Origin of the sequence: Macrococcus epidermidis, assembly GCF_003259695.1 — a bacterium.
GTDB lineage: Bacteria > Bacillota > Bacilli > Staphylococcales > Staphylococcaceae > Macrococcoides > Macrococcoides epidermidis.
Map to the genome: position 1 here is coordinate 26,835 of NZ_PZJH01000003.1, position 20,026 is coordinate 46,860.

At 33.5% G+C, this 20,026-nt stretch carries 22 protein-coding genes; 16 read left to right on the forward strand and 6 right to left on the reverse strand.

The features are described from left to right. The 5 genes from BHU61_RS07875 to BHU61_RS13425 all read left to right on the forward strand — a co-directional run bounded on the left by BHU61_RS07875 (window position 1) and on the right by BHU61_RS13425 (window position 5,103). On the forward strand, window positions 1-1,482 hold the full coding sequence (locus BHU61_RS07875; RefSeq protein WP_111715952.1) for a phytoene desaturase family protein: 1,482 nt from the start codon (window positions 1-3) through the stop codon (window positions 1,480-1,482). Continuing rightward, window positions 1,479-2,525, forward strand: a complete 1,047-nt coding sequence (locus BHU61_RS07880) for a glycosyltransferase family 2 protein (RefSeq protein ID WP_111715954.1) — start codon at window positions 1,479-1,481, stop codon at window positions 2,523-2,525. Before BHU61_RS07875 ends, BHU61_RS07880 begins: the two co-directional genes overlap by 4 nt. A gap of 61 nt (window positions 2,526-2,586) precedes the next feature. Continuing rightward, a complete protein-coding gene (locus BHU61_RS07885) occupies window positions 2,587-3,987 on the forward strand; it encodes a dihydrolipoyl dehydrogenase family protein (protein WP_111715955.1) in 1,401 nt (466 codons plus the stop codon). Between the two features lie 146 nt (window positions 3,988-4,133). Further along, window positions 4,134-4,625 carry a TspO/MBR family protein gene (locus BHU61_RS07890; RefSeq protein ID WP_111716234.1) on the forward strand — a complete coding sequence of 164 codons (492 nt, stop codon included), beginning with the start codon at window positions 4,134-4,136 and terminating at the stop codon, window positions 4,623-4,625. Window positions 4,626-4,818: 193 nt separating this feature from the next. Then, a complete protein-coding gene (locus tag BHU61_RS13425) occupies window positions 4,819-5,103 on the forward strand; it encodes a MepB family protein (protein ID WP_242444241.1) in 285 nt (94 codons plus the stop codon). Window positions 5,104-5,149: 46 nt separating this feature from the next. On the opposite strand, the gene BHU61_RS07900 is transcribed toward BHU61_RS13425, so the two are convergent. Then, the gene (locus BHU61_RS07900) at window positions 5,150-5,566 is read right to left on the reverse strand and encodes a glyoxalase superfamily protein (RefSeq protein WP_111715958.1); all 417 of its coding nucleotides are present in this window, start codon (window positions 5,564-5,566) and stop codon (window positions 5,150-5,152) included. Window positions 5,567-5,725: 159 nt separating this feature from the next. Between BHU61_RS07900 and BHU61_RS07905 the strand changes: the two genes are divergently transcribed. Genes BHU61_RS07905 through BHU61_RS13430 form a run of 3 tightly spaced genes read left to right on the forward strand, consistent with a single transcriptional unit; the run spans window position 5,726 to window position 6,403 of the window. Beyond that, window positions 5,726-6,016, forward strand: a complete 291-nt coding sequence (locus tag BHU61_RS07905) for a hypothetical protein (protein ID WP_111715960.1) — start codon at window positions 5,726-5,728, stop codon at window positions 6,014-6,016. After that, window positions 6,016-6,207, forward strand: coding sequence for a helix-turn-helix transcriptional regulator (locus BHU61_RS07910; protein WP_111715962.1), 192 nt, complete (start codon window positions 6,016-6,018; stop codon window positions 6,205-6,207). Before BHU61_RS07905 ends, BHU61_RS07910 begins: the two co-directional genes overlap by 1 nt. Before the next feature lie 25 nt (window positions 6,208-6,232). Then, window positions 6,233-6,403: a hypothetical protein gene (locus tag BHU61_RS13430; RefSeq protein ID WP_170122506.1), complete on the forward strand. Its 171-nt coding sequence runs from the start codon at window positions 6,233-6,235 to the stop codon at window positions 6,401-6,403. A gap of 220 nt (window positions 6,404-6,623) precedes the next feature. Here BHU61_RS13430 and hxlB read toward each other — a convergent pair whose 3' ends face one another. Both hxlB and hxlA read right to left on the reverse strand, forming a co-directional pair. Continuing rightward, entirely contained in the window at window positions 6,624-7,172 is a 549-nt protein-coding gene (gene hxlB / locus BHU61_RS07915; RefSeq protein WP_111715963.1) for a 6-phospho-3-hexuloisomerase, read from the reverse strand. Next, entirely contained in the window at window positions 7,159-7,794 is a 636-nt protein-coding gene (gene hxlA, locus BHU61_RS07920; RefSeq protein WP_099482777.1) for a 3-hexulose-6-phosphate synthase, read from the reverse strand. The genes hxlB and hxlA overlap by 14 nt, the downstream gene beginning before the upstream one ends. Before the next feature lie 99 nt (window positions 7,795-7,893). Here hxlA and BHU61_RS07925 point away from each other — a divergent pair, with 99 nt between their 5' ends. The 4 genes from BHU61_RS07925 to BHU61_RS07940 all read left to right on the forward strand — a co-directional run bounded on the left by BHU61_RS07925 (window position 7,894) and on the right by BHU61_RS07940 (window position 13,512). Further along, a complete protein-coding gene (locus BHU61_RS07925; protein WP_111715965.1) occupies window positions 7,894-8,259 on the forward strand; it encodes a winged helix-turn-helix transcriptional regulator in 366 nt (121 codons plus the stop codon). Between the two features lie 117 nt (window positions 8,260-8,376). After that, entirely contained in the window at window positions 8,377-10,638 is a 2,262-nt protein-coding gene (locus BHU61_RS07930; RefSeq protein ID WP_111715966.1) for an ATP-binding cassette domain-containing protein, read from the forward strand. A 228-nt stretch (window positions 10,639-10,866) separates the two neighbouring features. Beyond that, window positions 10,867-12,018 (forward strand): zinc-dependent alcohol dehydrogenase, encoded by a 1,152-nt coding sequence (locus BHU61_RS07935; RefSeq protein ID WP_111715968.1) that lies wholly within the window; start codon window positions 10,867-10,869, stop codon window positions 12,016-12,018. A 675-nt stretch (window positions 12,019-12,693) separates the two neighbouring features. Continuing rightward, window positions 12,694-13,512: a catalase family protein gene (locus BHU61_RS07940; RefSeq protein WP_111715970.1), complete on the forward strand. Its 819-nt coding sequence runs from the start codon at window positions 12,694-12,696 to the stop codon at window positions 13,510-13,512. A 115-nt stretch (window positions 13,513-13,627) separates the two neighbouring features. Here BHU61_RS07940 and BHU61_RS07945 read toward each other — a convergent pair whose 3' ends face one another. Together BHU61_RS07945 and BHU61_RS07950 are read right to left on the reverse strand one after the other, a co-directional pair. Beyond that, window positions 13,628-14,332, reverse strand: a complete 705-nt coding sequence (locus BHU61_RS07945) for a M15 family metallopeptidase (protein WP_111715971.1) — start codon at window positions 14,330-14,332, stop codon at window positions 13,628-13,630. A 46-nt stretch (window positions 14,333-14,378) separates the two neighbouring features. Next, entirely contained in the window at window positions 14,379-15,812 is a 1,434-nt protein-coding gene (locus BHU61_RS07950; RefSeq protein WP_242444236.1) for a protein adenylyltransferase SelO, read from the reverse strand. Between the two features lie 141 nt (window positions 15,813-15,953). On the opposite strand from BHU61_RS07950, the gene nagA reads away from it, so the two are divergent. Further along, window positions 15,954-17,102: an N-acetylglucosamine-6-phosphate deacetylase gene (nagA, locus tag BHU61_RS07955; RefSeq protein WP_111715975.1), complete on the forward strand. Its 1,149-nt coding sequence runs from the start codon at window positions 15,954-15,956 to the stop codon at window positions 17,100-17,102. A 155-nt stretch (window positions 17,103-17,257) separates the two neighbouring features. On the opposite strand, the gene BHU61_RS07960 is transcribed toward nagA, so the two are convergent. Continuing rightward, the gene (locus tag BHU61_RS07960) at window positions 17,258-17,731 is read right to left on the reverse strand and encodes a pyridoxamine 5'-phosphate oxidase family protein (RefSeq protein WP_170122507.1); all 474 of its coding nucleotides are present in this window, start codon (window positions 17,729-17,731) and stop codon (window positions 17,258-17,260) included. 208 nt (window positions 17,732-17,939) lie between these two features. Here BHU61_RS07960 and BHU61_RS07965 point away from each other — a divergent pair, with 208 nt between their 5' ends. The 3 genes from BHU61_RS07965 to BHU61_RS07975 all read left to right on the forward strand — a co-directional run bounded on the left by BHU61_RS07965 (window position 17,940) and on the right by BHU61_RS07975 (window position 19,979). Next, a complete protein-coding gene (locus tag BHU61_RS07965) occupies window positions 17,940-18,827 on the forward strand; it encodes a LysR family transcriptional regulator (protein ID WP_170122508.1) in 888 nt (295 codons plus the stop codon). A 92-nt stretch (window positions 18,828-18,919) separates the two neighbouring features. After that, a complete protein-coding gene (locus tag BHU61_RS07970; RefSeq protein WP_111715979.1) occupies window positions 18,920-19,306 on the forward strand; it encodes a CidA/LrgA family protein in 387 nt (128 codons plus the stop codon). Beyond that, on the forward strand, window positions 19,293-19,979 hold the full coding sequence (locus BHU61_RS07975; protein WP_111715981.1) for an LrgB family protein: 687 nt from the start codon (window positions 19,293-19,295) through the stop codon (window positions 19,977-19,979). Before BHU61_RS07970 ends, BHU61_RS07975 begins: the two co-directional genes overlap by 14 nt. The last annotated feature ends 47 nt before the right edge of the window (window positions 19,980-20,026 follow it).

Sequence of the window (20,026 nt, forward strand, 5' to 3'; positions counted from 1 at the left end):
ATGAATAATAAAACTGTAGTAGTTATTGGTGGAGGTCTGGGAGGTTTATCTGCTGCAATTACATTAAGGCAGGCAGGGTTCAATGTATCGTTATACGAAAAAAATCGTCATTTTGGTGGAAAGCTTAATCGTCTCACCCAGGATGGCTTTGGATTCGATCTTGGACCTTCTATTCTGACAATGCCATATATCTTTGAGAACTTATTTAAAGGTAGTCACAAGCGAATGGAGGATTACGTTGATATCATTGAACTACCATTACAATGGAGATGTTTCTTTCCATCCGGTCATATCTATGATCTTTATAAAGATCTTGAAGCAATGCAGGAAAACAACGAACATCTCACTGCCAAAGATATAAATGAGTATAGAAATTTTCTGACATATGCAGGACGTATTCACGAATTGACAAAAGATAGTTACTTTGACCAGGGTATCGATACAAAATTAAAGTTAATCAAACATCATGGACCTATTAAAGCGTTTAAAGGTTTTGATTATTTCAGTACGATGCAACAGGCTATCAATCGCTATATATCGAATGAGGAATTTAGGGATATAATCGGATATTTTATCAAATATGTAGGCTCTTCCTCTTATGATGCACCTGCTGTGCTCAATATGATGAGTCATATGCAATATCAACAAGGAGAATGGTATGTTCCTGGTGGTATGCATCTGCTAGGAGAAGCAATAGTAAAGCTCGCTGAAGAGATAGGGGTCAAACTTCACCTAGATAGCGAAATAGTAAAATTAGAAACAGAAGGCAAACGTATAGTCGCTATGGAACTTGTGGACGGTAAGCGCATAACTGCAGATTATTTCGTTTCTAATATGGAAGTTATACCGTTATATGAAAAGCTAGTGAATCCACCAAAAAACTTAACATCATTAAAGAAAAAATTTAAACCTGCAAGCTCAGGTCTTGTACTTCATATTGGAGTAAATAAGGAATACCCTCAGCTTCAGCATCATAATTTCTTTTTTTCTAATAATTCTAAGAAAAATTTTGAACGTGTATTTAATGAAAAAAAACTACCGATTGATCCTACGATTTATGTAGTAAACACTAACAAAACAGATAAAGCACAAGCGCCAGTGGGGCATGAAAATATTAAAATACTACCGCATATTCCTTATATTCAAGATAAACCATTTACGAAGAAACAATACCAGGAACTAAGAGAAAGTGTTTTAGTAAAGCTTGAAAATATGGGACTTGAAGATTTACGTCGACATATCGTTACAGAAGATATGTGGACACCTCATGATATTGAAGACATGTATCTTTCAGATCGTGGTGCGATTTATGGTACGTTATCTAATCGTAAAAGCAACAATGGATTTAAGCATAGAAAGCACAGTGAACATTTTGACAACCTTTATTTTGTTGGTGGCACAGTTAACCCAGGTGGAGGTATGCCTATGGTAACATTGAGTGGACAACAGGTAGGCAGAATGATAAAGGAACAAGAACAATGATTGTTCTGTGGAGTTTAATAAGTATTGTATCAGGATTACTGCTATTTGTTCGCAGACCGCTCATTAACACGATTCCGACACACAGCCGTAAAGTCAGTGTGATTATTCCTGCGAGAAATGAAGCACATAACTTAACAAAATTGCTCAGTTCTTTTGATTTATCAGATGTATATGAATGTATAGTTGTAGATGACGGATCAACGGACGATACTGCTCGGATTGCAAAAAGTTTAGGTGCGATTGTCATAAGTTTTGATAATCAATCTGACTGGAAAGGGAAGTCAGCAGCATGTTATAGAGGTGCTGAAGCAGCGAATGGAGATATTCTTTTGTTTTTGGATGCTGACACACATTTCCATGACACAAAAGCAATCCAGCGTATTACTACTGCCTACAAGGGTGGACTCATGTCGATACAACCATATCATGAAATGAAACAATGGTACGAACAAGGATCATTATATTTTAATATACTTACAGTATTCGGTCTAAATGCGACCTCAATCTTTAAAGGTGAAGATGGTGTGTTTGGACCATGTGTGATATGCAGAAAGCAAGATTATATTACAACGGATGGACACCGTGCAGCAGCAGGTCAATTGATTGAAGGTTTTGGTCTAGGCACAGTATTCAAAGCACATCAGTTTAAGCTTTATAATCATATCGGTAAGAATATAATCCATTTTCGTATGTATCCAGATGGAATACATGCTATGACAAGAGGATGGATGAAACATTTTGCTGCAGGTTCTACCGCAACAGATAAGCGTGTGTTAGCACTTATCATTTTATGGATGTCAGGAGCTTTTATTCCCTTATTAGTAGTGATATGTCCAGAAAAATGGTTAATAATAATAATACTTTATCTTATGTATACAATTATCTTATACTGGATATCTAGTATGCTTGGAAATTTTAAATTACTAACAATTATGTGCTATCCGTTAGTTCTCGCTTATTTCGTATTTGTATTTACGAAATCCATTGTCGCGATTTATATCAAAAAAGAAGTGAAATGGAAAGGTCGTAATATTAATCTGTAAAACTTAGAAGAGATTGTAATTATATAGTTTATTAATATCATAAAAATTAAGGAGTAAATATATGAATAATAATCACTATGATGTCATTTATATTGGTAGTGGTCATGCAGCATGGCATGGTGCACTGATATTAAATCAAATGAAAAAACGTGTAGCAATTATTGAGAAAGATAAAATTTCAGGTACGTGTACGAATTATGGGTGTAATCCTAAAATCTTATTAGAAGGTCCATTTGAAGCGGTAGAATCTCTGCAACATTATAAAGATATTGTGAAAAACACACCACAAATTGACTGGTCAAAATTGATGGAATACAAACAACAAACGATACGTCCTCTGCATAAAGGATTAGAAAGTATATTTGAATCACAAGGTATCGATATTATTAAAGGTGAAGGTATCCTAAAAGATAATCATACTGTAAATGTAGGCGATACGGACTATAAAGCAAAGTATATTGTAATTGCAACAGGTCAAAGAAGTAATGAGCTTGACATAGAAGGTAAGGAATTAACTCATAATAGTACAGATTTCTTAGATTTAATAGAATTTCCAAAGCGTATTACATTCTTAGGTGGCGGTTTCGTCAGTATTGAATTTGCATCTATTGCTGCGAAGATGGGCAGCGAAGTTTCAGTTGTTGTACACTCTGATAAAGTGTTAAAGCCATATCACCAGCCTTATGTGAAGAAACTGATTGAGAAACTTGAGGCAGAAGGCGTAAAATTCTATTTTAATATTGATGTCACGAAATTAGAGAATATCGAGAATGGTTTAAAGTTATCGGATGATAAAGCATTCCAACTTGAAACTGATTATGTAGTAGATGCAACAGGCCGTATACCAAATGTTGAAAATATTGGACTTGATCAAATAGGAATAGATTATGATAAGCATGGTATCAAAGTAAATAAATATATGCAGACAAATATACCTAACATCTATGCAAGTGGAGATGTTGTAAATAAGAAAATACCGAAATTAACGCCAACTGCTACATTTGAATCAAATTATATCGCGCTGAATATACTAGGTAGAGATGCAGATATGAAAAAGTTCCCATTAAAAGCACTTAAACTTATACCGATTAAATATCCGGCAATTCCAAATGTGGTGTATTCACTACCAAGGATTGCACATGTTGGTATGTCAGTTGAGGAAGCAGAACGAAAACCTGGATATAAAGTAAAAACCGTTAAATTTGGAGAACAGTTGGAATTTCAGTATAAACACGAACGTGAAGCAGAAATGAAGGTTGTTCTTGATAGTAGAAATAGATTAAAAGGTGCGGTTATCTATGGCAGTGCGGCAGATGATCTGATTAATATATTGACAATTATCATTAATAAAAAAATGAGCGGACGTGAAGTGAATAAGATGATATTTGCTTTTCCAAGTGCATCAAGTGGTGTTATCCAACTGATTGGTATGCATATGTTGGGTGTAGATATTAATTTATAATATTAGCCCCCAATCGACTGTAAACAGAGTTTTTAAACTAATGTAAAGCAAAGCTAAGTATTTTAAAAAACAGGAAATTTATAAATAAATATTGATAAAAGAGTTTTATGGATTAACGATATATTAAAAATGAGGGGGAAAACATGATGACTGATTTGAAAAAGATAACGAGAAGAGTATTACCACTTGCAGGGGGATTAATTATAGGAAGACTGACAGCTAAAGCCCAAGATGATTATAAACAATATAAAAAACCACCATATTCACCACCAGCTATTGCTTTCCCTATTGTATGGCCAATACTTTATACATCAATGGGTATAGCATATGATAAAGCATATGAAAAAGCGGAAGATAAAGCAGAAAGAAAAGAACTAAAAAGCGTGCATTATACTCAGTTAGGCCTAAATTATGCATGGTCTTTATTGTATTTCAATTTAAAATTAAGAAAAATATCATTGCTTGAAAGTTATGTATTACTAGCCGCAAGTAATATTGCAGCTAATAAGTTCTACAAATTTGAAAAAACAGCAGGATTATTGATGATCCCATATGTTTCATGGTTAAGTTATGCGAGCTATCTGAACGGTGGTAATTGGATTTTAAACAAAGATAAAGAAGGTTATACAAGGGATTAATTAAATAGAATTTAATATATTTAATAATTTCTCCGACGGCTCATAAGATTGGAGGAATTTCTTTCGTAGTTAATATATTATTTCAAGAAGATTGGAATGAAGAATATGAAGGTATGAATTTATCATGTAAAGTATTTAGTTTCAAAATAGATTAGCAAAGAAAACTCCTAAGAAACCTGGATATTTCGTTGCTATATGGAAGAAAGATTCCCTTAATAAAAATATACCTTTTAATGAAGATCATATTGGCGATTACCTTGTAATTAATATTCTTGATGACTATAATGAAGTTCAGTTTGTTTTCCCTGTTTCGATCCTAATCGAAAAAGGTATTGTCAAAGCAGATAATTCAAAAGGCAAAATGGCTTTTAGAGTCTATCCGCCATGGGTCAAAGATTTGAATAAAACTGCAATGGTGAGTCAGAAATGGCAGACTGAACATTTTTATAAGATGGGTGAATATAAGTTTAATATGTAATATATAGAACAGTAGCGATTTAAAATTCTAATCGCTACTGTTTATTCTAAAAGTTTTTAGAAGCACTATTCATTAATTTATCAAAATCCTCATCTTTAATATTCGATTCCGTTAATGTTATTTGATAACCATCAGGATCAATAATAGTCATTTCCTTCGCATTCCACGGCATCTGTTCTAAAGGTTGTAATACATACATATCAGATATCGATTTCGATATTGTTTCGATATCATTAACAAGAGTATTAATGAAACAACCATTTCCACTAGTAAAGTCATCAGACTGAATCAGCATGATATCCTGATACTTCATAAGTCTCAAGTGATTCATAATTACTTCATTCTCTTCATTGCGAAACTTGAACACACTTTGAAAACCTAAAGTGTGAAGATACCACTTCTCAGCTTTTTCAATATCTCTCACCAATATTTTATTAAACAACGGCATTTGATAGAATTCCATGTCATCACCTCCTTACGTCAATCGTAAGGTATGACGTGACGTTAGAGTAAAGAGGAAAATATATTGGGAATGATAAATGTTAAAAGTTCTTTACATTTTAGTGTAAATATTATACTATAAGAATGTAAAGAACTTTTAACATTTTGAGGAGGGATTTAGATGAGAATACCAGATGAGATGGAATTACATCAATCAAACCAGAGCATTAAATTCAGTTGGTTTTTCGGTATGGGAATGCTGCTCATTATGAGTATCTATCACTTTGTTGTTAATGGTAATCTTTCTAATTCATTTTTAGTGATGTTATCAATGTTGATAGTTTATCGAGTTAATATAATGATGATGCAAAGCAAAATGGGAAATGACAAAATAAAACCTATTTTAATAACAATGTTCCTTGTATTCGCAATTTGTCTTGTACTAGGTTTGGTATATGGATATTTAAGCTGATGAAAAACAATTTGAAGATATTAAGAAAAGAGAGAAAAATAACCCAAGAGCAATTAGCAAAATCAATGGGTGTAACGCGACAAACTATTATTGCTATAGAACAAGATAAATACGATCCAACCCTAAAACTGGCATTAGCTTTAAGTGAATACTTTGAAATGACGGTGAATGAAATCTTTTATACGAAATAGAACATCTCTAAGGAGGATAATATTTATGAATAAAGATCTGAAATTTACTGATTCTGAAGAAACGATTAAACCAGGAGAAAGAGTTATTATCGAGTTTGATTTCCCAAAAAATTTGAACTTTGTCGGAAGAGCGGATAGAGTGCTAGAAAAAATTATTAATGAAAATGATGGAATAATTAAGAAAGCATACCAATAATACAATGGTCAGCTTTCTTGGTATGCTCTTTTACCTCACTCTAAAACGATACGCGCAAGTGTATCATTGTTAATGAGGTTATTGGGTTATTTTTGAACCTTAGGATTAACCGATACACTGAAGCGTACCACAAGTGATGCGGTTTTTATTATTACATACACATGATAAGAGACCTCTCTATAATTATAGGAAGGTCTCTTTGTCTATTTTCTGATTCTTATCACTCTAAATTCGCATGATTATTCTGCATTGTTTCTTCGTCAACATTTAGTGCTTCTTGAATCGTTAACACGACACTGTCTAAATAGATTTGACTGCTCTGCTCAAAGAGACTTCCTAAAGGTTGTTTTGAACCTTCTGCATCGTATTTTGTACCAGCAGGTAATACGATGGTTAAGTCTGCAATATCAGCAATGGGTGATTCGTCTTTTGTTGATAATAATAATACGTATGCTTCATTATCTTTCGCTGTTTGTGCGAGCAATTTTAAATGAGCTGTAGATCCTGAACCTGATGCTATAACAAAGACATCATTTTTCTGGATTGATGGTGTATTTGTTTCACCCACGACATATGCCTTTTTGCCTAATTGGTTTAATCTCATGGCGAAGCTCTTAATAACGAGACCAGAACGGCCTTTACCAGCTACAAATATTGATGATGCATTCATAAGCTTTTTTGAAAATTTTTCTGAATTTGTTTCATCAACATGTGATAATGTCTGCTTTATTTCATTTAAAATTAATTCAAAATGATTAAGCATGTGCATCAACGATTTCACGACATTTTTTAGCAGCAGCTTTTGGATCATCAGCATTTGCGATACCGCCACCTACGATGATTAGGTCAGGTTTTTCGGCTGCTACTGTTTCGATTGTATCAGGTTTAATACCTCCAGCTACAGCTACTTTAGAATTTGAAATCACTGATTTCACAGTACGTAAACTTTCTAAAGGTGATACTCCTTCAGCTTGTAAATCATAGCCAGTGTGAACTGCGATATAATCAGCACCCATTTTATCTAATTCAGCTGCGCGCTGTTCTAAATTTTGAACTGCGATCATATCAACTAATAGTTCTTTACCGTGTTTGTGTGCTTCTTCAATAGCGCTTTTAATTGAAGCATCTTCAGCCACTCCTAAGATTGTTACGATATCAGCACCAAACTTTATAGCTTGGCTGACTTCATATCCAGCAGCATCCATAATTTTTAAGTCTGCTAATACTTGTGTGTTATTAACTGATTTACTCATATGTTCAACGGCAGATAGCCCTTCGTTTATAACGATAGGTGTTCCAATTTCTACGATATCAATATATTCTTCTACTTCTTGAGCTAACTTTGCTGCCTCTACTTGATCTAATAAATCGATTGCTAATTGTAATTTCATAATAATTTCCCCTCTCTATCTTTTATAATGCCATTATGATACTATAGATTACAAATAACAATACTGACATTTTAGTCACCATAGAAAGGAGGAATGAATATGTTCATTGAATATAATAATAAAGAATTTTATACATCGAAAGATTTGGCGTTATCTGTAATTGGAGGTAGATGGAAAATTGCAATCATTTATCATCTCTTACATGATGATAGATTAAGATTAAGTGAATTACAAAACAAATTGCCGGACATCAATCAACGTATGTTAATCAGACAGTTGCGAGAATTAGAGCACGACAAAATTATTGAAAGAACCGTCTATCCAGTCGTTCCCCCTAAAGTAGATTACAAGTTAACAGAAATAGGATTAAAACTTGATAATGTTGTTTCTTCAATTTGTAATTGGGGTGATGACTTTTTGGCTACAATTAATCTTGATAATGGCGATAATTCAAATGAAAAATAAGATTTATTTAAGATGCTATTAGAAATTAAGATTTATGTATGTAGTATAGCTAAAACAGACTTTAATAAAATCCGATAATCAGGGTATATAAACTATAAATTACTATGGAGTGATTCAATGAAACCGATCAAGATTATTGGAGCAAAGCAGAATAATTTAAAAGATATATCTCTTGAGATACCGAAACATAAACTGACTGTCTTTACAGGACGCTCGGGTTCTGGGAAGTCTTCTCTAGTATTTAATACGATTGCTGCAGAAAGCGAGCGCCTATTAAATGAAACGTATAGTACTTATATACAAAATCAGCTTAATCATTATGATAAACCTGTTGTCGATCGTATTGAGAATTTGCCTGTATCAATGGTCATTGGACAAGATAGAATTGGTGGAAACTCAAGATCCACGGTAGGAACAATTTCAGATATCTACTCTGGTGTGAGATTATTGTGGTCACGTATTGGACAGCCATTTGTAGGATATTCTATGGATTTTTCTTTTAATAATACGAATGGTATGTGCAAAACGTGTGATGGGTTAGGTTATTTAGAAGATATTGATTTAAATGAGTTATTACATTTCGATCGTTCACTAAATGAAGATGCAATCAAGTTCCCATCTTTTGGACCTAATACATGGCGTGGTAGACGTTATTTAAATACGGGATTATTTGACAATGATAAGAAATTGAAAGATTATTCTAAAGAAGAGATGGATACATTTTTGTATCAAGAACCTATAAAATTAAAAAATCCACCATCAAACTGGCCGAAGACGGCTAAATATGAAGGATTAATTTATCGATTCAGAAGATCATTTCTAATCAACGATACATATGAAAAGAAGAAATTTATTAAAGATGTGAATCGTATCGTTACAAAGCAGGTTTGCCCGGATTGCAAAGGTAAACGTCTAAATGACAAAATATTAAGTTGTAAAATCAATGGCTTAAACATTGCTGATTTTTGTGAACTAACGATAAATGATGAAATTAAGTTCTTGAATAACATTGTTGATCATAAAGCACAGTATATTATTGAACCTTTAGTCAAACAATTAGAAGCGTTAAAACGTGTTGGTTTAGGCTATTTGACATTAAGTCGAGAAACGACCACTTTATCAGGGGGAGAATCTCAAAGAATTAAGTTAATTCGTCATTTAAATAGTCCACTTACGGATTTAGTCTATATTATTGATGAACCAAGTGTGGGCCTACATCCTGAAGATATTGAAAATATTAATCAAATCATGCTGTCAATTCGTGATAAAGGTAATACCGTGCTCGTTGTTGAGCATGATCCTGATGTCATTAAGATTGCAGATTATTGTGTTGATATCGGACCAGGAAGTGGTAAGCATGGAGGAGAAGTTATATTTACCGGGAAATATAATGAATTGCTCAAAGGTAGTAGCCCGACTGGTAAGGCGTTATCTCAGCCACACGTATTTAAATCCGAAGTAAGAGTGTCAAATGAAAATCTAGCACTAAAAAATATTACGAAGAATAACTTGAAAGATGTATCAGTAAATATCCCTAAACATGTTTTAACTGTTGTAACAGGTGTTGCAGGTTCCGGTAAAAGTACGTTAATACAAACAGGACTGCGTGAAAGAGAAGATGTGATTTATATCGATCAGAAACCTGTAAATGCGACAAATCGCTCCAATTTACTTACCTACCTCAATGTCTTTGATGATATTAGATCATACTATAGCAAAGAGACAGGGCTTAATAAAGGAATGTTCAGCTATAATTCTGAAGGTGCATGCCCAAATTGTAACGGTAAAGGGGTCATAAAGACGGAGCTTGCATTCATGTCAGACTTTGTTCAGCTATGCGAAGTATGCCACGGTAAACGCTATCGTCCAGAAGTACTTGATGCAAAAGTTAAAGGATATTCTATCGCAGACATGCTTGAACTCTCAGTAGAAGAAGCAATCGATTTCTTTCCGATAGCAAATGTTAATCAAGTGTTGAACAGTGTAAAGCGTACAGGACTAGACTATATGACTTTAGGGCAGTCATTAGATACTTTATCAGGTGGGGAAAGTCAACGTGTGAAACTTAGTCGATATATTAATGAGGGTGTGGAAGATAAAATATTTATCTTTGATGAACCTACAACAGGTTTACATGAAGCGGATATTGATAACTTAAAAAGCATCTTTGATTATTTAATTGATGAAAATAATACGGTGATTGTAATAGAGCACAATTTAACAATGATGACTTATGCAGATTGGATGATTGACATTGGACCACGTGCAGGGTTAGACGGAGGAAAAGTACTCTATAGTGGAGTGCCTAGTGAAATTGTTTATGAAGAAAAATCATTAACAGGTAAGCATTTGATGAGATTTGTTAATCAAAACAATTAAAAATATTGCACATAAACAGATGCTTATATACAAAAAACAGCTATTAGCTTAATTGCTAGTAGCTGTTTTAATATTAAGCAGGTACTTCTACACGTTTTTCACTATGTTTTCTAAATGTCACTGCAAGGAGTGTAGAGATGGTTCCAAACACTGCTAGTAGCTGTTTATTACTCCAAGTACGGGGTACTAATTTCGTATGTAACACAATATAAAAGGGGAGTGTTGTATATGAAGGCAGTAACATTTCAAGGTAAGAAGAAAATGAAAATGAAAAAAGTTCCAGATCCAAAGATAATTGAGCCAACTGATGCAATTATTAAGATTACCGCTTCGGGTATATGTGGGTCGGATTTACATTTATATCATCAAGGCGATATGTTTATGGATAAAGATTTTGTTATCGGGCATGAACCGATGGGAATTGTTGAAGAAGTCGGTAAAGACGTTAAAAAACTAAAAAAAGGTGATCGTGTAGTCATTCCGTTTAATATAGGTTGTGGTGACTGTTTCTACTGTAATAATCAAATGGAATCGCAATGTGATCAATCTAATGAAGAACCTGCCAACTGGAAGATGGATAACGGTGCATTATTTGGTTTTGGGAAGATGCACGGCAATTTCTGGGGTGGACAAGCAGAGTATTTAAGAGTTCCTCATGCTGATTTCTCTTCATTTGTAGTCCCGGATAGTGATTTAAAAGATGAACAAGTATTATTTTTATCTGATGTAGTACCTACTGCATATTGGAGTGTTGAACATGCAGGTGTGAAAGCAGGAGATACTGTTATTGTATTAGGATGTGGTCCTATTGGATTAATGGCACAAAAATTTGCAAAGCTAAAAGGTGCTGATCGTGTTATAGCAATAGATAATGTCGAACATAGACTAGAGCATGCCAAAAAATATAATGGTGCGGAAGTTTATAATTTTGATAAAGAAAAAGAAATAGGAAAGTTATTAAAAGAACAAACAAGTGGTGGTGCAGATGTGGTTATCGATTGTGTTGGATTTGATGGCGCACAATCAAGCCCGGAACCAAAACTTTCAAAAAAATCTCAACAGAGAGGAACAATTAGTCCGATTATTACTGCTGCAGAATCAGTTCGTAAATTTGGTACGATTCAACTGACAGGAATTTATGGTACACCAGCTGATAACTTTCCACTTGATTTAATATTTAATAGGAATGTTCGTTTAACTACTGGGCAGGCACCAGTTATTCACTTAATGCCTAAATTATATGAAATGATTAAAGATGAAGTATTTGATCCAACTGAAATTATCACGCATACTTTCCCACTAGAAAAAGCGGATGAAGCTTATAAAGTTTTCGATAAAAAGCGTGATAATAATATTAAGGTTGTATTTAAGCCAGAATAATTATTTAAGGATAAGTTAGGAGAGCAATACGTTGCTCAAAAGCGTTAAATCTGAAAAGATATAAAACTGATTTGGCTATATATTTGAGACTGGTCTGGCGGTTTTTATTGACGAGATTATTTTTTATTAGTTTTTGTAGTGGGAACACTGTTATGATGAGATGACAAAAGAAATCTGTTCAGCATCTGATGGTGTATTATTAACTGCGATGTGTGGCTTTGTTGTAATGCCATGTTTATTTTTACATACCGACGCATAAAGAAAGTAGTCAGATATACTAGCAATTCTGGATAGGCAATGCAGTAATAGGCATAGGTACTTTTCAGATTTATGATGGAATTATTAATTTAAAAAGGTCTGGTGCATAAGTAAGTAAACCTTCGATTTACCATAGCTAAGCGAAATTCGAAAAAAATTTTCGGGTTTCGCTTTTTATATATACATACATAAAAAATATTAACCATAGGAGAGATGGTTATGAACTGGAAAGAAAATTTCATGAAATCTATTAATAGGCATTGGATAATGTTTTGTATCAAATTATTTTATCTGATGATTTGAGACGATAGACGAATCAAATATGTATATTTTATTTGTTTCAGCATTTTACATATAATACCAAATGATGTAAAGACCTCTTTTTTAGGGTAATTAAAAACTAAAGGAGGAGATTTTATGAAAGATAAAGCACTTTATATCATCCAGACCATCGAAAGGTTAGCGAAAACTTCAAAAGGTGGTAAGCGTGCGCATACGAAAGGATTTAATTATTCTGGAGAAGTTAAACTGAATGTTGAAGGACAAAAGGTTTTAGGTCAGTATCACAATGCTCGTGTTAGATTATCGGATGCTTTAACAACTAAAAATCATATTACAACGTTAGTTCCACTAAAAGGTATGGCGATTCGTTTCGAAGGGTCTAATCCCTTCGATTTAGTATTAGTGACATTTCCTTATTTTCCGTGGACTAAGGCCGACTCAATATACAAGATTGCACAATATAGCAATGCAATTCATGATGAAGATAACGTAGGTGTTAAGCTTAATTTATTCAGACATTTAATGAAGATTGAAGGATTCAATAAAGATTTGAAGAAATTTATCTTCAATCAACCTATACTGCCAACGTTTAAAGAGAAAACGTATTACAATCTACATTACTTTAAAACGAATGAGGGTAAATTTGTAAGATTTAGAACAACGTTAAAAGGTGAAAGGATTATTTTACAAGCAGAGATTCACCAACAACCCCATCCTATCTCTGAATTACCGAATGATTATCAGTTGGTTGAAATAGGTACTATTCAAATTAGAGAAGCGGTTAAAGAAAATATTGAGGTCTTTGATTTATTTCAAACGGGTTCTAACTTAACTCCGTTAGCTGATGATGAGATAATTCAATTAAGATCAGAACTTTATACAATTTCACATCAGAGAAGGATTGCAGAAGGTATTGATTATGATAATGTTATACCTTTAGATAAGCTGGATTAATAAACAGTCGATTTGAATGTGTTATTTATTGCAAAAAGTGAAATGCGATATTTAATCGTATTTCACTTTTTTAATATGAGAGAATTAGTATATATAATTAAGTAAGAGCAAAACATTAGTATTTACAAATCACACCACGTACTGTGTGTTTGCCGGAAGATAGACGTTTCTTCCCCTGAATACCGAAATACTCTTCTAATGTTACGTTATTATATTTGATACGTGCTGCATGTGTACGTCCTACATATCGAATATGCCAAGGTTCATACATAAATCCTGTGATTTGTTCTTTACCTTTTAGATATCGGATGATAAATCCGTATTTATGAGCATTTTTCTGAAGATATTTTGACGCAGCGGTATATTCAAATGATGTCGATAATGTACCATAATTCGTGCCATCTTTAATATCCATAGCAAGCCCCAATTGATGTTCACTTGTACCAGGTCTTGCTGAAATACGGTTTGCATAAGCTTGTCCGTAAGATGCGACATAACTATTATAAAGATATTGCTGTGTTGCATACGATCTATAGCCATATGCTCCAGTTTGACCAACGATTTCAAGATTGATACCTTGCTTTCTAGCATCTGCTTTCATCTTGTTGTACCACTTAATCATCGTTTTATTGGCACCTGGATTATATTTTCTTGACATATAGTATTGTTTATTCGCTATAGGTATACCATTGATTTTAGATATTGTCTTATTACTGACATGAATAGAACAACTTTTATGGTTAGCTGCATGTGTCTCATGTAATGGGGATGTTGTGGCGACAATTAAACCAACCAGGCTCAATTTAGCAAATGCATTCATATGAAGTCTCCTTATAATATGTTCTTGTTATATTATACTATGCTTTTTATGTCCCGCAATACGTCTGATATACTCTGTCAGTTGGAGGGGCTGGACTTAAATACTGTGCCTCATGATGATCATCGAAAGGATGACTTAATGCTTCAAGTAATTGATGTAACTTCGTATAATCCTGAGCAAGTGTAGCATCACTCAGTGCTTCTTCTACGAGATGATTTCTTGGGATTACTGCAGGATTGACGGATTGCATTAAACTAAATGCATCGGTTGATTCATCTTGTTGAATAATATCTTCCCATCGTTTATACCAGGCTTGTACATCATCGTGTTTAAAGCATACTTCTTCTTTAAATGTGTGAGTCGCTAAACTTCTGAAAGTCTTCGTAAAGTCGAGTTCATATTTCTCTAATAATGCAAGTAAATCAATCACGAGTTGGAAGTCTTGTTGTTGAATGTTCTCAATGCCAATCTTTTGACCAAAGCGTTTCATATAATGAGAAACATATAAATCCTGAAACGTACCAAGTGCAGTTTCTGCATATTGTATTGCTAGTGCATCATCATCATCAATTAATGGAATAAGCGTTTCAGCAAAGCGTGTTAAGTTCCAAAGTGCGATACTCGGCTGATTATCGTAAGCATACCTACCATATTGATCGATTGAGCTAAATACAGTCGATGGATGATACGTATCCATAAAAGCACAAGGACCATAATCAATTGTTTCACCACTAATCGTCATATTATCTGTGTTCATTACACCATGGATAAATCCAATCGATTGCCATTGTGCGATAAGAGAAGCTTGCTTTTCAATCACTATGTTAAGTAAAGAAAGATATGGGTTATGATTGTGCTTTATTTCTGGATAATGACGTGATATTGCGTAATCTGCTAATTGTTTAATATTATTTTTATTCTCAGTGCGCACTGCATATTCAAATGTGCCGACGCGTAAATTACTTTGAGCAATGCGAACAAGTACAGCACCTGGTAAAGATGTTTCACGGTAAACATTGTCTCCGCTGAGGGACGCTGCAAGACTTCTTGTAGTAGGAATATTTAATTGATACATCGCTTCACTAATAATATATTCTCTAAGCATCGGACCAATAGCAGCGCGACCATCGCCTGAACGAGAAAAGATTGTACGACCAGAACCTTTTAACTGTATATCATAACGCTTGTTGTCTTCTGTCAAATGTTCACCAAGCACATGTGCACGTCCATCTCCAAGCATTGTGAAATGACCAAATTGATGTCCGGCATATGCATGTGCAGCAGGTAGACTTCCGGGCAGTATCTCTTTTCCTGATAAATATTCAGGATGATCTTGAATGGATACATCTATATTAAGTTGCTCCGCTAATTTTGTATTAAATATAACAACTTCAGGTTGAGCGGGTTTGTCGGGCTGACTAATTTCATAAAAGTCATCAGATAACTTTAAATAAGAGTTGTCGAAACGAAGATTAAACATGTGAACCTCCTTGAAAGGATATTGTAGTTTCATCTTAACATTAAGACGGACAAAATGATGATATTTTAAATTAATGATAAAATAATGATGGATAAGATATTACTGATATTTTCTTATAAAGTCTAACAAGAAAGAGATGATCTGATGCGTTACGTGATTAAAAGTAAAAACATATTTACTGAAGAAGGTATAGTTGATGGTTATATTGTTATTAATAATAAAAAGATAGAAGCCATTCAAACGGGTTTATATTCTGGAGAAGACAGTGTATGTGATTATCATGATGCTTATATAATGCCAGGATTTATAGATATTCATATTCACGGTGGATATGGTGAAGATGCTATGGATGCATCATTTGAGGGACTAAAGCATTTATCGAAATCTTTGCTGAGCGAGGGCACAACATCATTTCTTCCCACAACAATGACACAATCGAATGACAATATTATTCAAGCACTTCAAAATATAAAAAATGTGCACAATGATGAATATGAAGGTGCAGAAATATTAGGAGTACATTTAGAAGGTCCGTTTATTTCTGAAGAGAAAATTGGTGCACAAAATCCTAAATACGTTCAGCAGCCAAATGTAGAACAACTCAAAACATTCCAGGAACAGTCAGGAGATTTAATAAAGATTATTACATTTGCACCTGAAAAAGAGGGTGCAAAAGAAATGATTGAAAGTTTCCCTGAGATTATATTCTCAATTGGGCATTCTGCTGCAACTTATGAACAGGCGGAACAAGCAGTAGCTAACGGTGCACGACACATTACACATCTTTATAATGGCAGTTCAGGTTTCCAGCACCGTGAACCTGGTGTAGTAGGAATGGCGCTTACTAATGATAATATTCATACGGAATTAATAGTAGATGGATTGCATGCACATCCGGCAAGTGTAAAACTTGCCATAACAGCAAAAGGTAATGAGAAATTTTATTTAATTACAGATGCAATGAGAGCGAAAGGAAAACCAGATGGTGTTTATGATTTAGGGGGCCAGGCAGTAACTGTGAAAGATGGAGAAGCCAGAATAAGTTCTGGCGCACTTGCAGGTAGTGTATTAAAGATGAATCATGGTCTTAAGCAATTATTAGAATATAGTGGGAAAGATTTAAGCGAACTTTGGCGAGTGACAAGTCTAAATCAGGCGATTGCTTTAAAGATAGATGATAGTAAGGGTTCAATTAAAGAGGGAAAAGATGCGGATATCGTTATACTAGATGAGAATTTTGAAGTTATATCGACGATCAAGTCAGGTAAACGATATGAATTCAAATTATGAATTAAATTATAAATCTTGTGATAGAAGGGAATGTAAAATAAACTGCGAAGTAGAGGTGTACGCACGCTACTCACACAGTCTATTTTACATTCCCTAAAATTGGTGTTTTTATTATTATAGAGACCAATTTATGACTCGGCCACTTTCTTTATATTTTATAACTCTATAGATTTATTGATTGAAGTATCGCTACCAGTATCGTTAGAAACTAATGATTTAATACCTTCTACAACAGTTTTAACTTTATCATCTGTTGCCCAGTATTCAGCTGAATCTGGTACAACTTTAATAAGCACTACATTTGGATCATCATGTGATGTGCTTAAGAATAGTTCAATCCCTTTACTCCAATATTCTTTTTTCTTCGCATCATCATTTATAATTTCAGCATGTCCTGCGATGGATACATAACCTTTTTTCGTAAATGCTAAATTCACACGATTATCTTTTTTTATTTCTTCAGTTTTCTCTGTAAGTGTTGATAAGAACCATATGTTACCTTGATCATCTACATCTTGATAACTCATCGGTCTAGATACTAATTTATCTTGGTGGATTGTTGTTAACATTGCAATATCGTTCTTCTCGATTAACTCAAATAACTTATCATAAGATTGCTTGCTGCTCATACTTAATCCCTCCATATTATTGATATTATTATAATACCCATCTTAATGGGAGATTATTCATATATATATATAAATTTATTGACTATAATGATATATACTTGAATGTAATAGACGGTATTTATTAAAGTGTTATGCCCAAGTATTCGGAGCAATAATGGTAGAATAACTGAAGATATTATATTGTATGCTGAAAAAAGGTGATGATCATATGGATATTAAGCAGTTAAAATACTTTGTAGAGATTGTACAACACAAAAGCATGACAGAGGCCGCTAATCAATTATATATGTCACAATCTACATTGAGTAAGGCGGTTAGAGATTTAGAAAAGGAATTTAATACTTCATTATTCACTCGTCAAAACAGACGTCTTATACTTACAGACGAAGGAAAGTTACTATATGATCAATCTTTAGAATTGATTCGGTTATACAATCAATTACCGGATGAATTACATCAAAAAGACGGTAATGAAACCGGGCATATTCGTTTTGGATTATCTACGATTGCAGATGCTAATAAATTCATGAATACTTTTCAAGCTTATCATGATAGATATCCGAAGATTACTTATCAATTGACACAGGGCGGTGGAAAGTCAATTGAGCAGAAAATATTGAGTAATCAATTGGATCTTGGTATAACATCACTTCCGGTTGATACAAATAATTTTGATTACTTACCGATTTATAAAGAGCATTTCTATATTGTTTTATTAAAGAATCACGTGTTATGCAGTAAAAATGTTATTAAATTAAACGATTTAAAGGAAGAATCGTTTATTATGTTTGATGAAGCTTACTATATCAATGATTTAATTCAGACAGTATGCAGACAACAGGGGTTTGTACCGAAAGTCATCGCTAAGATAACGCAATGGAATATTATAGAGTATTTAATTACATCGAATATAGGTGTAACGATATTACCGGAAAATATTGCTAAGACACTCAATAAAAACCCTGAAATAACAATTGTACCGATTGAAAAAGAGATACTTTCATGGGAAATCGGTGTAATCTGGAAAAAGAATGTTTACTTAAATCAAGTATCTAGAAAATGGATTGATTATATGACGATTCATTTAAATCAATGATACATGAATTTTTTTCATAAAATCTATCGATAATTGCTATTTTTATCGATAGATTTTTTGTATTACAATAGTATAGCTGGGGGGCGAAATGAATGGCGAAAAAAATCATGATTACGCTATTTCAATTACTATTGATTATTTTAATTACGAGTGTGGGCAACTTACTGCAACAATTTCTGCATCTACCGATTGCAGGTAGTATTATCGGTCTTGTATTATTTTACATCTTACTTATGACTGGCGTGGTAAAGGAAACCTGGATTAAATCAGGTGCCAATTTATTTTTGACGACAATGATATTCTTCTTCCTGCCTTCTATTGTAGGAGTAAAGAATATTATAGGCCAAATGGATAGTAACTTTGTAATTTTCTTTTTATTGATCGCATTTGGTACTGTCACTGTTGCCTACTTATCAGGTTATATTGCAGAGAAATCTATCAATCGTATAAAAGGTCGTGTACAAGATGTTAGTCATTAAAACAATTAGCATGATTATTATTACAATAGTTTTCTTTATCATCGCCAAGATGATACAAAAAAAGTGGCATTCACCTTTACTGAATCCCGCAATTATAGCAGGTATTGGTATAATCGTGATTCTACAACTATTTCATATCAGCTATAACACGTATATGTTGGGTGGGCAATGGATTAACTACTTATTAGGCTGTACAGTAGTGAGTTTGGCTTATCCTTTGTATTTACATACCGATAAAATAATAAAATATGCTCCGACGATTTTTTTGAGTGTATTTTCAGCGATTATCCTTAACTTTTTACTTATATTCAGTACGTTAAAAATCTTAGGATATGCTAAAGAAGATATCGCTACTTTACTTCCGCGATCAGTTACGGCAGCAGTGGGATTGCAAATTTCTAAACAAATTGGTGGAGATGATACCATTACGATATTGTTTATATTGGCGACAGGGATAATTGGCAGTATTTTAGGTTCCTATCTCCTCGAGAAATCAAACTTTCAATCAAGTATCGCTAAAGGAATGTCTTTCGGGAATGCATCTCATGCTTTTGGAACTGCAAGAGCTTTAGAAATTGATAACGAATCAGGTGCATTTAGTTCTGTAGCAATGATACTTTCAGCAATATTAAGTTCATTTTTATTACCTATATTTTTAATGTTTTTATATTGAAAAGAGACCTTTTATTGATATTAAAAGGTCTCTTGTTTTATGAGTGT

Bases quoted from the DNA above. Each gene is read 5' to 3' on its own strand.
- BHU61_RS07875 (WP_111715952.1), top strand. From the start codon at position 1: ATGAATAATAAAACTGTAGTAGTTATTGGTGGAGGTCTGGGAGGTTTA.
- BHU61_RS07880 (WP_111715954.1), top strand. From the start codon at position 1,479: ATGATTGTTCTGTGGAGTTTAATAAGTATTGTATCAGGATTACTGCTA.
- BHU61_RS07885 (WP_111715955.1), top strand. From the start codon at position 2,587: ATGAATAATAATCACTATGATGTCATTTATATTGGTAGTGGTCATGCA.
- BHU61_RS07890 (WP_111716234.1), top strand. From the start codon at position 4,134: ATGACTGATTTGAAAAAGATAACGAGAAGAGTATTACCACTTGCAGGG.
- BHU61_RS07900 (WP_111715958.1), bottom strand. From the start codon at position 5,566: ATGGAATTCTATCAAATGCCGTTGTTTAATAAAATATTGGTGAGAGAT.
- BHU61_RS07905 (WP_111715960.1), top strand. From the start codon at position 5,726: ATGAGAATACCAGATGAGATGGAATTACATCAATCAAACCAGAGCATT.
- BHU61_RS07910 (WP_111715962.1), top strand. From the start codon at position 6,016: ATGAAAAACAATTTGAAGATATTAAGAAAAGAGAGAAAAATAACCCAA.
- BHU61_RS13430 (WP_170122506.1), top strand. From the start codon at position 6,233: ATGAATAAAGATCTGAAATTTACTGATTCTGAAGAAACGATTAAACCA.
- hxlB (WP_111715963.1), bottom strand. From the start codon at position 7,172: ATGCACATGCTTAATCATTTTGAATTAATTTTAAATGAAATAAAGCAG.
- hxlA (WP_099482777.1), bottom strand. From the start codon at position 7,794: ATGAAATTACAATTAGCAATCGATTTATTAGATCAAGTAGAGGCAGCA.
- BHU61_RS07925 (WP_111715965.1), top strand. From the start codon at position 7,894: ATGTTCATTGAATATAATAATAAAGAATTTTATACATCGAAAGATTTG.
- BHU61_RS07930 (WP_111715966.1), top strand. From the start codon at position 8,377: ATGAAACCGATCAAGATTATTGGAGCAAAGCAGAATAATTTAAAAGAT.
- BHU61_RS07935 (WP_111715968.1), top strand. From the start codon at position 10,867: ATGAAGGCAGTAACATTTCAAGGTAAGAAGAAAATGAAAATGAAAAAA.
- BHU61_RS07940 (WP_111715970.1), top strand. From the start codon at position 12,694: ATGAAAGATAAAGCACTTTATATCATCCAGACCATCGAAAGGTTAGCG.
- BHU61_RS07945 (WP_111715971.1), bottom strand. From the start codon at position 14,332: ATGAATGCATTTGCTAAATTGAGCCTGGTTGGTTTAATTGTCGCCACA.
- BHU61_RS07950 (WP_242444236.1), bottom strand. From the start codon at position 15,812: ATGTTTAATCTTCGTTTCGACAACTCTTATTTAAAGTTATCTGATGAC.
- BHU61_RS07960 (WP_170122507.1), bottom strand. From the start codon at position 17,731: ATGAGCAGCAAGCAATCTTATGATAAGTTATTTGAGTTAATCGAGAAG.
- BHU61_RS07965 (WP_170122508.1), top strand. From the start codon at position 17,940: ATGGATATTAAGCAGTTAAAATACTTTGTAGAGATTGTACAACACAAA.
- BHU61_RS07970 (WP_111715979.1), top strand. From the start codon at position 18,920: ATGGCGAAAAAAATCATGATTACGCTATTTCAATTACTATTGATTATT.
- BHU61_RS07975 (WP_111715981.1), top strand. From the start codon at position 19,293: ATGTTAGTCATTAAAACAATTAGCATGATTATTATTACAATAGTTTTC.